Origin of the sequence: Parafilimonas sp. (assembly GCF_051953455.1) — a bacterium.
Taxonomy (GTDB): Bacteria; Bacteroidota; Bacteroidia; order Chitinophagales; family Chitinophagaceae; genus Parafilimonas.
On sequence record NZ_JBQCIT010000014.1, the window covers coordinates 355,417 to 368,068 of the forward strand.

9 protein-coding genes are annotated in these 12,652 nt (G+C 40.3%); 7 read left to right on the top strand and 2 right to left on the bottom strand.

Annotated elements, in window-relative coordinates:
- Positions 1-68: 68 nt before the first annotated feature.
- The 4 genes from ACTHN6_RS06215 (at position 69) to ACTHN6_RS06230 (ending at position 6,535) form a co-directional block, all read left to right on the top strand.
- The gene (locus tag ACTHN6_RS06215; protein WP_440434862.1) at positions 69-2,636 is read left to right on the top strand and encodes a hypothetical protein; all 2,568 of its coding nucleotides are present in this window, start codon (positions 69-71) and stop codon (positions 2,634-2,636) included.
- A 201-nt stretch (positions 2,637-2,837) separates the two neighbouring features.
- Positions 2,838-4,175 carry a dihydroorotase gene (locus ACTHN6_RS06220; protein ID WP_440434863.1) on the top strand — a complete coding sequence of 446 codons (1,338 nt, stop codon included), beginning with the start codon at positions 2,838-2,840 and terminating at the stop codon, positions 4,173-4,175.
- A gap of 77 nt (positions 4,176-4,252) precedes the next feature.
- Positions 4,253-5,572: a MutS-related protein gene (locus ACTHN6_RS06225; protein ID WP_440434864.1), complete on the top strand. Its 1,320-nt coding sequence runs from the start codon at positions 4,253-4,255 to the stop codon at positions 5,570-5,572.
- Positions 5,573-6,277: 705 nt separating this feature from the next.
- Positions 6,278-6,535, top strand: coding sequence for a hypothetical protein (locus ACTHN6_RS06230; RefSeq protein WP_440434865.1), 258 nt, complete (start codon positions 6,278-6,280; stop codon positions 6,533-6,535).
- A gap of 36 nt (positions 6,536-6,571) precedes the next feature.
- Here the strand turns inward: ACTHN6_RS06230 and ACTHN6_RS06235 are convergent, their stop codons facing one another.
- Positions 6,572-7,384 carry a sulfite exporter TauE/SafE family protein gene (locus ACTHN6_RS06235; protein ID WP_440434866.1) on the bottom strand — a complete coding sequence of 271 codons (813 nt, stop codon included), beginning with the start codon at positions 7,382-7,384 and terminating at the stop codon, positions 6,572-6,574.
- A 238-nt stretch (positions 7,385-7,622) separates the two neighbouring features.
- Positions 7,623-11,072 (bottom strand): glycosyltransferase family 117 protein, encoded by a 3,450-nt coding sequence (locus tag ACTHN6_RS06240; RefSeq protein WP_440434867.1) that lies wholly within the window; start codon positions 11,070-11,072, stop codon positions 7,623-7,625.
- Between the two features lie 275 nt (positions 11,073-11,347).
- On the opposite strand from ACTHN6_RS06240, the gene ACTHN6_RS06245 reads away from it, so the two are divergent.
- Genes ACTHN6_RS06245 through ACTHN6_RS06255 form a run of 3 tightly spaced genes read left to right on the top strand, consistent with a single transcriptional unit; the run spans position 11,348 to position 12,560 of the window.
- The gene (locus tag ACTHN6_RS06245) at positions 11,348-11,797 is read left to right on the top strand and encodes an SRPBCC family protein (RefSeq protein WP_440434868.1); all 450 of its coding nucleotides are present in this window, start codon (positions 11,348-11,350) and stop codon (positions 11,795-11,797) included.
- Positions 11,778-12,104, top strand: a complete 327-nt coding sequence (locus tag ACTHN6_RS06250; protein ID WP_440434869.1) for an ArsR/SmtB family transcription factor — start codon at positions 11,778-11,780, stop codon at positions 12,102-12,104. Before ACTHN6_RS06245 ends, ACTHN6_RS06250 begins: the two co-directional genes overlap by 20 nt.
- Before the next feature lie 24 nt (positions 12,105-12,128).
- Positions 12,129-12,560, top strand: a complete 432-nt coding sequence (locus tag ACTHN6_RS06255; protein WP_440434870.1) for an SRPBCC family protein — start codon at positions 12,129-12,131, stop codon at positions 12,558-12,560.
- Positions 12,561-12,652: the final 92 nt, after the last annotated feature.

Sequence of the window (12,652 nt, forward strand, 5' to 3'; positions counted from 1 at the left end):
TACTTATCCAAAAACAATATTTTTAAAAATCAATCTCTCCTATCACTTAACCTCTTAAACGCTTAATAATGCTTCAAAAAACAGCAAAACACTTCAACACGGCCTCCATCGTATTAGCCTTTATTTTTTTGTGTGGCAAAGTAACGAATGCACAGCATGCAGATTTCAATTCAGCCAACATTTATCAGAAACTTAATGCTTTGAACACGTTTGGCAGCATTTTATATATAGGCGTAACGCCTGCTGATAAAAATATCCCGTTACTCAATTATTTCTCCAAACAAAAGAATTACAGAACAGGTTTTATGAGCCTGACAAGAGGAGAAAACCTAAAAAATAAATATGGCAGCGAGGAAGGTATTGAACTGGGGCTGGTGCATGTGGCAGAAAGCATTCAGCAATATAAATTTGATGGCATTGAGAACTTCTACACTACAGCATACGAGGCCGGTGCTGCTAGCGATGAGAAACAATTATACCTGGGCTGGGACACACTGAAAATACTGAGCGATATTGTTTGGGTAATAAGAAATTTTAAACCGGATGTTATTATTACCCCGTTTTCATTAAACGATACCATGCTTAATAGTGAACAGGAAATTACAGCATCTTTAATTAAACATACTTTTGCAATGGCGGCAGATTCCGCAGCATTTTCCGATCAAATGGCTTACGGTGTAACTCCCTGGAAAACACTGGGATTATTCAATGATTATTCATACACAGACCCTCCGGATAACAATAATACTGCATCAATCAACACCAATACTTTCAATGCGCTTACAGGTCTGACAACAACAGAAATAGCAAATGCATCCTTGCAATACCAAAAAAGTATTTATGACAAGGATTATAAAATAAACGCGCAAACCATATACCTGAAACCATTGGCCGGAGATAGTGCGTTTACAGATATTATGGATGGCATTGAACAACATTATCAACACTTACATGATACAATCATTAACCTTGTACAACCACTCATTAAAGAAGTGATTGCCCGCTACAACTTTTCCGCGCCGGAGCATTCTATTAAGCAATTAACCAAACTGTATAAAACATTATTGAATGCTGATTTGAAAAGCAATTGGAAAAACAGGAAACTGGGTGAAATACAAAACCTGATTCTTTTATGCAGTGGCATTTCACTTAAGGCTTACAGTAATCAGCCGTTTGCAGTGCCCGGCGATAGTTTAAAAGTTCAGTTATCAATAAGTAAAAGAACATCAGTTGATGCGGTATTGAATGGAATTGCATACCCACGCTTTGATTTCAATAAGTACGATTTCAATATTCCCTTTTTGAAAGACACCGTGTTTGGTAAAACGATCGCAGTAAACAGATACCAGGAAGCAACACAGCCTTACTGGCTGAGAAACACAATGAATAATGAATACATGTATGATGTAAAAGACCAGTATTTAATTGGCGAAGATGAAGATGAACCCGATTATAACCTTAGCGCCCTGCTTACAGTTGATAGTACGGAACTGTACGTTACAATGCCGGTTGAGTACCGGCCTGAAAGAGGTGATGCAATGATGCCCGCTCAAAATGTATTCACTAATATCCCATTAATCGTATCCTTATCTCCTAATATTGTTTTAACTAACGTGAAGCCGGGCAACGATTTCACGAACAATCCTCTATTAGCTGTAAAATTCAAACCAAATATTTCCAGGGATTCTGTAAACCTGAAACTAAAAATCTATGAACCCGGGTTTACGATAACGACCAGCAACGAAACGGTAAAGCAGGTACCCCGAAAAACAGTTTTTGAAACAGACAGCATTATGAATTTAACTGCAGGCGAGTCTTTTACGATAAATGTACCGCTGAAAACCACCGGCATTAATAAAGACTCTGCTGCTATTTTGAGTGTAATCATTAATACAGATATAGATGGTGAAAAGAATGCTTATTCTTCTTTCCTAAAAACCATCAGGTATAACTATTTGCCGGCTATAAATTATTTCTACAGTGATCGCACCAAAATAATTCCCGATGAAATTAAAACGACAGGCCAAACAATTGGGTATATTTATAATAATAATGATTGGCTACCTTCCAGCTTAACCCAATTAGGTTATAAAGTAAAACTTTTAACGCCTGCTGATTTTTCTTCCGATAGCTTAAGCACATTGGCTGCAGTAGTGGTAAGCCCTTATATAGAGAATATTCAATATCATTTAGCGGATAAGTATGACAGCGTTGTGCATTATGTAAGCAAAGGTGGCAACCTTATTTTTCTTGACAGCCGCAATGAAATGAATTTAAATACACCTTTTAAATTATCATCCGCTTTATTAAAACTTCCGTGTGTCAATTCAGAAATAAGTTTCTCGCAACAGGCAAAAACCTTATTCAATTTTCCAAATACCATCACCACAACTGATTTCGGGCGCTGGCAAAGAAACTTAACAGAGTTTATTTTCGATACACATAACGATGCAGGTTTTCAAATGCCCTTATCTATAAATTATGATAATAAATTCACCGTAAACAATTCCATTGCCATAAAAAAATATGGAGAAGGCCATTTTATTTTTTCCGGGCTTTCATTGCCCACGCAGTTATCATCGGGTGTTGCAGGTGCTTACAAATTATTACCGAATATGATTTCATTTACGGAATAACCGGTCAGGAGTTTATTGTGCTACCAGTGGCAGGCATAGTTTCATATATAATTTTAGATTCAACCTGCTGCTGCATTTGTTAACATGGCATCATTATCCCTGATAAATATTTTTAATCTTTCAATCATTATTTTAATAGTTTATTTTTTTGTAGCAGGCGATACTTTTCAGGCTTAATTTGCAATAAACATTCAGCAAACAATGGATTTTCTTATTAAGAACGCAACGGTTATAAACGAAAACAAAATCTTCCACAGCGATATATTAATTAAAGATGGAAGGATTGAAAAGATTGCCCCAAACATCAGCCTTAAATATGCCATAAAAGAAATAGATGCCACCGGCCTGCATTTGTTGCCCGGCGCTATAGACGACCAGGTGCATTTTCGTGAACCGGGCTTAACACATAAAGCCACTATTTATACCGAATCCAAGGCGGCTGTGGCCGGTGGTGTTACCAGCTTTATGGAAATGCCCAACACGAAGCCACCTGCTTTTACACAACAGCTATTGGAAGACAAATACAACATCGGCAAGCATACTTCACTCGCCAACTATTCTTTTTTCATGGGCACCAGCAACGATAATTATGATGAGGTAATGCGTTGCAATGAAAAGCGAAAAGACATATGCGGTGTAAAAATATTCATGGGCTCCTCCACCGGCAATTTACTTGTTGACAGCCCGCTTGCCCTGGATAAAATTTTTGGTAATTCAGAATTATTAATTGCCACGCATTGCGAAGACGAAAAGATCATCAAAGAAAATTTTGCAAGGCTAAAAGCTGAAAAGGGAACACTCGGGCCATCCGATCATCCCATCATCCGGAATGAAGATGCCTGTTTTGAATCTTCTTTCCGCGCCGTCCAGTTTGCCAAAAAATATGGCAGCCGTTTGCATATACTGCACATCAGTACCGAAAAAGAATTGCAGTTGTTCACCAACTTAATTCCTTTAAAAGAAAAAAAGATAACCGCAGAAGTTTGCGTGCATCATTTACATTTTACCAGTGATGATTATGAGCGTCTCGGCAATCAAATAAAATGTAACCCTGCTATAAAATCGCCTGATAACAAAGCGGCTTTGTGGCCTGCTTTATTAGACGGCAGGCTTGATGTGATTGCCACCGATCATGCACCGCATACTTGGGCTGAAAAGAATGAACCATACGAAAAAGCACATGCCGGTTTACCATTGGTGCAACATTCTTTAATGCTGATGCTGCATTACTATAAAGAAGGAAAAATAAACCTGGAAAAGATTGTTGAAAAAATGAGCCATGCAGTGGCCACCTGTTTTCAAATTGAAGACCGTGGCTTTATTCGCGAAGGTTATTTTGCAGATCTCGTGCTGGTTGATTTAAATAAGCCCTTCACCGTAAGTAAAGAAAATATTTTATATAAATGTGGCTGGAGCCCGCTGGAGGACTTTACATTTCCATCTTCTGTTACGCATACTTTTATAAACGGCAACTTAATTTATGAAAAAGGTAAGTTTGATGAATCTAATAGGGGAATGAGATTAAAGTTTATTCGTTAGTTGCCGGTTGAAAAGTTGATACGTTGCGATGTTAACAAATCAACTGTTCAACAAATCAACTTCTCAACCAAGAATACATGCAAATAGACAAAACAACACGCTACGATCTTTCCATATTCGATCACAATGAAGAGCAGTCATTAATGCACCACCTTAATTTCTGCAATACAAGTAATGGTGTGTTATGGCTGGAGCATTATCTTAAAACAACCCTTTCTTCCATTAAAGAAATTGAAGAACGGCAGCAGGTATTGCAACAGATCATTGCCGTGCATAACCAGTGGCCCGTCACCATTACCAACGGTTCGGTATTGATGATTGAGAAGTTTTACGAATCGCATATTGACAACATTCCCAAAAGCACCGATGTCATCAGCAGCAACCTGTACAAGTTTGTATATGCGTCCGATTATTCGCTGCTGCGTTATTCGGTTTCGCATTTCATAGATTTTCTGCAGGGCATGCATGCCATTTACAACCTGCTGGATAAACCCAATATTCCTGCAAGCCTCACCGTGCTGCTGGAACGCACCCGCATGCTGCTGTCAAAACCTGTGCCGCAGGAAATTATTCACTATAAAAAAGAAAATAAACTTTCCACAGCCGTTATCCTGCGCTTCGGGCATTTTATACGTTTTCATTATAAGCAGGATGCACAGGAACTGATTGAAATATACAGCCGTCTCGATGCCTTGTACAGTCTTGCCACCGCCTGCATACAATACCAGTTTACCTTTCCGCAGTTTACGCAGGATATTGTGCCGCATTTTGAAGCGATGCAGTTGTACCATCCATTATTGTCCACGCCCGTTGCCTATGATATTGCTTTAATGCCGCAAAAAAATTTCCTCTTTCTCACCGGCGCCAATATGGCCGGCAAAAGCACTTTTATAAAAGCTGTGGGCATTAGTGTTTATCTTTCGCATATCGGTATGGGCGTGCCCGCCAGGCATTTGCAACTGAATTTTTTTGACGGGCTTATCAGCAATATTCATGTGATTGATAACATCATAAAAGGTGAAAGCTATTTCTTTAATGAAGTGCAGCGCATACGCAAAACCATTGAACAGATAACCGATGGCAAGAATTGGCTTGTACTGATTGATGAATTGTTTAAAGGCACCAATGTGCAGGATGCCATGAAATGCAGCACCGCCGTTATTGAGGGCCTGCTTAAAATACCCAATGCCCTGTTTATTCTTTCCACTCACTTATATGAAATTGGCGATGGCTTAAAGCAATACCCAAACATACTCTTCCGCTATTTTGAAACGGAAGTAAAAGATGAACAGCTTTACTTTAATTATACTTTAAAAGAAGGCATCAGCAACGATCGTTTGGGTTATTTGATATTGAAGAAAGAAGGCGTGGTGGATTTGCTGAAGAATCTCTCCTAAAGAAAGGTTTTTAGCCTATGGAACCCGGTGGCAAGATTGAACTTTACCAACGATAATTGATTTTTCAGTAGCTGCTTTTTTAGCGGCACATTATATAACATACATTAATGTGAGTTGGGATAAGATTATCCAGGGGGCCGTCATTTCGAAGGAGCATTTCAAAATTATTTTCTTTTACCTGAATCATCCATGCAACTGAGAACTGCGAAGCGATCATTGAGACAATTGAAAAACAATTATTAACGATAATAAATCTCCGGAATTTAAAGCTGTCAATTAAATATCGCAAATCATCCATTTCGGGAGATTTCTCCTGTCGTCGAAATGACGTGCGACGTGGTTTAGTTTTTTCAATCAGCTTTAATTTAATAAATCCAGTTTGACTGCGCCCCGTCATTCGAAGGAGCATTGCAGGATGATTTTCTTTTGTTCAAATCATCCATGCGACTGAGAACTGCGAAGCAATCATTGAGACAATTGAAAAACAAATATTAACGATAATAAATCTCCGGAATTTAAGGTTGTCAATCAAAATAAAATAACTTAGAACAACCATTTTATTCAACACAATGACAAAGGGCGGAAGTGTTTACATAATGATAAATAAGTTAAAAACCACTTTATATATTGCTGTAACTGCTTATCCAGAACTCAACTTAAATTAGCAGGTCATGCACTGCTAAAAAATCCATTAATAAATTTCACATGGAAAATCTAAGCTTAGAAAACAAAGTGACTCTAAAAGAAGCTTACTTAATTATGTTTGATTACCTGGATAAGTATTGGAAACGAACGGGAAAGCCTGGTGATATTGGAGGGTTGCTTGGCGAGCTTTCTTTGTGTGAAAAAGAGCCTATGGATCCTGCAGCATTTCATGACTGGCTTGACAGTGCAAAAATTGTTTTAGAACAAGAGCAAACACCGGAAGGATATAGAAATGCAGATATTAAATTCCTCAAATAATAAAATCGTTTCAGATAAATCTTATACAATTCCACTTCACCCAAACAACAACCTCAGTCCCACTATCACCAGTGCCACCGCCAGTGCTTTTACAATGCCCTTTGCCTTTACTTTATTGGAAAAATAGGCGCCTATCTGTGCACCCGTTATTACACCTATGCCAATAAACAGCGCCGTTCGTAAACCTTCCTGCATCGTACCGTTTACCAAATGCACAATGGTGCCCGAAAGCGCCATAATGGCCAGCACAAAATGCGAAGTGGCCGTGGCCACATGCGCCGGAAAATTAAGCAGGCTTATCAAAGCAGGCACATGAATAATGCCGCCACCAATTCCTAAAAAGCTTGACAGAAACCCCACAAAAAAACTTAGTATTATGCCGGTGCGGATGTTGAAATAATAATCATAATGGTTGCCCAGCTTATCGGTAAAGCTCCGATGCGTGGAGGCTCTTAAATCTTCCTTTTTGGCATAAGCGCCTTCACCCGGTTTTATAAACAGGAAGATGGCAATAATCACCAGCACGCTGCCCAAAATCATATTGAACGCATGCCGCGGCACATAACCTGTTAATATGGCCCCGATAACTGAGCCCGGCAAAGTTGCTATGCCAAATGCAACCGCCGATTTATAATCTATCCGCCGCATGTTTCCATAAGCCACCGAACCCGATGTGGCATTTAAAAATACAATGGCCAGTGAAATAGAAGTGATGAGATCAGATTTTGCATCGGGATATATTATAGCCAATACCGGTACCAGTATAAAACCACCACCCGCCCCTATGAGGGTGCCAAATGCGCCAACGCCTAAGCCTAATAGAAGTAATTCTGTTATGGATGGATGCATTACCTGTAAATATTGACTGTAAAAATCGTTCCAATAAATAACAATTAATTTGAAGATGAACCTTTACTCAAATTAATGAATTGGTAGTCTTGTTTTAATACCAACCTGTAAAACAATTACAAGGGGCAAATATCATCCATAAAATTTTTAATAGTTATACTGCAAAACACAAAGGCACCAGGGGCTAATCTTTTTCGCGTCTTAGTGCCTTTGTGGCTAAATTATTTTAGTGCCGCTGTTATTTAGCTGTATCCGTTGCCGGTTTAGCGGTATCTGTTGAATCTACAGCCGGCTTTAACTCCCCGCCCTCTTCAGGTGCCTGGGGAAGATTGCCGCCGCCCAATGCCTGCTGCACCTGGCTTAAACGGTCCAGTAATTCCTGGGCGCCCTGTTTTTCGTAGGCCAACCCGTTTGCCTGCCAGCCGGAGAGTGAATTGTAATATTTTAACTGCTGTTGCAGATCGGTTTTTACAGAGGTGGCAATTTTTTCAGCCAGGGCTTTATCATCTGCCATATAAGCTGCCTGCATTACAGCCAGTGAAAGCTGGTTATGATCGTTGCCGCGGCTAACCATTCCATAGGGGAAGTTTTGCTGCAGCATATTCTTATCTACTTTTTGCAGCACCGCTTTTGCCGAATCTTTTTTGCCTTTTTCAATTAAATCAAATGCAAGGTCAACTTCAGCTTTACGTATAGTATTTAAATGCCTGCGGTTTTCTTCATCAAAATAAACACCCGGAATATTGGCACCGCCAAACGCGAATTTATTCATGACAACATTGTACGTCCAGTTAGTGTTTACACCACTGCCTTCAACCGGTACAAGGCGATAAGAAAGGCCGTCCCTGCGTATATAATTGCTAAACCCAAGTTCACCATAAGGCATGGTGAAATAGATGGGGCGTTGCCACTTGTTAGCAGCGATCACACATAAAATAGCCAGGTCGTTTTTGTACAAATTATTTTTAGGAATGCTGAAACGAACGGCATCTACTACGCTGTCTGTTTTATTAACCGTGCCGTTATTTAATACAAGTTGCTTATCTACGGGCAATGCCACTTTATGTACCGGGAAAGTATTATACCTGTTACCGTTTTGTGCGCCAACGAGCGAAACATCGCTTCCCACATAATCCTTCATCATCTGGTAGAGATCATAGAAGCGGTCTTCCGGAAATTGAGGGTTTGTATTAAAGAAAACCACGTCGCGGTTATTACCTTCAATCTGGTCTGCGGAAAGAATTAAATCAATCGGGGCGCTTTCATTTACTTTATAACGAAGCTGGTTTACGTACCAGTCTGTGCCAAGCAGGCTTGTATTAATAACACGGATGTCACGGCGTATGCCTTCTACTTCCTGTGCATACCAGAGCGGGTAAGTATCGTTATCGCCAAAGGTGAAAAGAATGGCATTGGGTGCGCAACTTTCAAGATAATCTTTGGCTATATCGCGGGCCAGTTGTTTTTTACTGCGGTCGTGATCGTCCCATTCCTGCTGACCCATTAACACCGGCACTGCCAGCGATACAGCTATAGATGCGTACGCAATAGTTGAAGGGCTTTTCAGCATTTTAAAAATATAAGGAACGCCTGCTGCAATAGCACCAAACAAAATCGCAAAGCCAATTCCTAATCCTATGCCGCCGCCCGCTGCCAATGCGCCAAATAAAAACAGCGCGGCGAAGATGCCGCCGGAAATCAGCATAGATTTTAATGCCTTCGGGTCCCATTTGGTGGCCATTTCCGCAAAGTAAGGCACCGCCAGGCCAATCCATATTGCAAATGCATAGAATGAGCCTACATAAGCATAGTCACGTTCACGCGGCTGGTAACCGGCCTGGTTAAGATAAATGACAATGGCAAAGCCGGTGAAATAAAAAAGTAAGAGTGTAACCAGTGCATCGCTGCCTTTCTTGCGGAAATGATAGAACATGCCAATCAATCCCAGAATAAAGGGCAGCATAAACATGGTGTTATGCGCTTTATTGTATTTAATGCTATCAGGCAAATAAGTCTGATCGCCATAGAGTGCGCTATCCATAAATGGAATGCCTGATATCCAGTTGCCATCGCGTACATTGCCTGCGTACAAACCCTGCAAATCATTTTCCCTGCCGCTAAAGTTCCAGAAGAAATAGCGCAGGTACATAAAGTAGTTCTGATAGCTTACAAAGAAACGCATGTTATCCATGAAAGTAGGCGGCCGTTCATACGTGCCATCCTGTTTTTTCTGGATGCCCATAAACACGGCATAATAATCTGCATGGTTCTGATCGTTGCTGGCATCCCACATACGCGGGAAAACCATTTTATCTTCTTTGTTATAAACGTATTTATAGCTGCGGACAACCTTTATGTATTTGTCTTTACTTTTCTGGTAAGAATCAGTTTCTTTTGAATCGATGGGCTGCGCTGTAAATTTCTGACCATATAGTATTGGAAAATCACCATACTGTTCACGGCCAAGATAACCAACCAGGCTCATAGGGTTATCAACATTATACATGTCAACGGCTGGATCGGCATTACTGCGGATAAGCGTGGTTAAATAAGAGCTGTAACCTATCAGCATAAAAGCCAGGCACCATAAACCCAGGCGCAAATAATACCAGCCTTTTTTTGAAGCAACGCGCAGGCCAAGCCATATAAGCGCCGCCAAAAGCACAAAAAATACAGTAAAGCCGGAGAAGAATGGCATACCCAGTGAATTCACAAAAAAGATGTCGAAATAACCGGCTGCCTTAATTGTTACCTGGATTACACCCACCTGCACCACGCCAACGATAACACAGCTTAGCACGAAAAATATATAAGTGCCGCCATAAAAATCTTTACGGTCTTTATTATAGCTTTCAACTAAATATAATAAACCTATTGCGGCGGCTGCACCCAAAAGAATAAGGCCGGCAACCGTAGCGTCCATTGGCACGCCCCTTGAACTGTCGCCTTGCGCACTGGCGCTTGCCAACGCCACAATAAAACCCAAAATACCACCGATAACAGTAAGCCTTATAAAATATTTTCTTATAGCCTCATAACGAAAATGTTCACGCTTACGGAAGAAATAAACCATTACAATGGCAGGAATGGTTAGCAGGTTCAGCAGGTGCACGCCAATGGATAAACCCATCAGGAAGAAGATCAATACAATCCATTTATCGGCACCGGGTTCATCGGCCGTATGTTCCCATTTAAGAATGGCCCAGAAAACAATGGCTGTAAAGAAAGAGCTTAGTGCATATACTTCGCCTTCAACGGCGCTGTACCAGAATGAATCGGTAAACGTATAAGCCAAAGCACCAATTATACCGGCGCCCATAATGGTTACCAGTTGCGTTTTGGTAAGCTCATTATTGTTCCTGCTGGTGCCCAGTGCAATACGGCGGGCAAAATGCGTTATCGTCCAGAATAGAAATAAGATGGTAAAGCCGCTGGCAAGGGCGTTCATAATGTTCACAGCTTTAGCGGCGGTCATAGGGTTATCGCCAAAAAGCACAATAAAAATCCTGCCCAGCAAAACAAATAGGGGCGCACCCGGCGGGTGCGGAATCTGTACTTTAAAAGCACTGCTCACAAATTCACCGCAATCCCAAAGGCTGCCGCCAGCTTCGCTGGTCATTATATAAACAGTACAGGCAATAAGGCAAACCACCCAACCCGTATAATTATTAATGCGCTTGAAGTTCATGTAAGAAATTTTGAATGTACCGGTTTTTTAAAGTGGCAGCAAACCTAATATAAACAAATGAAAATGGGAAAAGTGATTGTTATTTTAAGAATAGTTTTCATGCGCTGCATTTCCCACCAATTTTTCCTGTGTGGCCAGGCATAAACGTATCCGGTTTTTGCAGTTGCAGCGGCTTTAGCAAGTGCTTGCGTAGCGATAATTGCCTTTATCATAAAAAAAAGCTGTGTAACTAAAAAGTTACTCAATATATTTGCGTAACCTAAAAGTTACATATCATGCAAAACAGTATTCATCACAAAGTTTTCTTTTCATTCCCGCCAAATATTGTGTGGGGTTATCTTACCAAGGCTGAATTAATTGAGCAATGGCTTATGAAAAATGATTTTAAGCCGGTGGTTGGCCACGATTTTAAATTTACTACCCGCGCCTTACCCAATCATAATTTTGACGGCATTATATACTGCAAAGTGCTGGAAGTAATCCCATTTAAAAAGCTGGTTTATTCATGGAAAGGCGGTGGGGGCGCTGATGAAATCAGGCTTGATTCAATTGTAGAATGGACATTGCATGAAAAAGACAACGGAACGGAACTTGAATTAAACCACACGGGTTTCAGGGAAACAGATGTAAGCATGTTTATGGCTATGGATGCCGGGTGGCTGAAGAATATTAAAGAAATAAATGAACTAATAAAGACTGCACAACATGGCACAACAAACGCCTGATGTTTTCCAGGTAATTGCCGATCCCAGCCGGCGGCAGATATTGCAATTGCTTTCAAAAGAAAGTTTAACTATTAATGCGCTGGCTGAAAATTTTGATATGAGCCGCCCTGCCGTTTCAAAGCATATAAAGGTATTATACAATGGCGGGTTTATATCCATTCAAACTATAGGAAGGCAGCGGCATTGCGTATTAAAACAGGATGGGTTTAATGCTGTTCAGCAATGGATAAATTATTTTGACAGTTTCTGGCAAACAAAACTTAAAAAGCTGGAAGATGTGCTGAACGCCAAAGCGGTAAAAAAATAATCATTAATCACTAAAACAAATAACATGGGTAATGGTATTGTAACGGTTGAAAAACTGTATAACGCACCTGTAGAACAGGTTTGGAACGCCTTAACTGATAAAGAAGAAATGCGTAAATGGTATTTTAATGTAAGCGATTTTAAACCCGAAAAAGGATTTGAATTCAGCTTTGCAGGACAAGGCAGCAAAGGAGAAGAATATGTGCATGCATGCAAGGTGCTGGAAGTTATTCCCAATAAAAAATTACAGTATAGCTGGGTGTATAAAGGTTATCCCGGTTATTCAGTTGTAACGTTTGAATTATTTGAAGAAGGTAATACAACACGTTTAAAACTTACACATGAAGGCTTGGAAAGCTTTGCAGAAAACGGGCCTGATTTTGCAATTACAAGCTTTAACGGTGGCTGGAACGAAATTGTGAACGTGATGCTGGAAAAGTTTCTTGCAAAGAAGTAAAGCCATTGGTATTACTTAGATCAATAAAGGCAACATCATATTTGCCCGCAACCAGCTTATTTATTGTATTGCTTTGACTATAGTATTTGTTT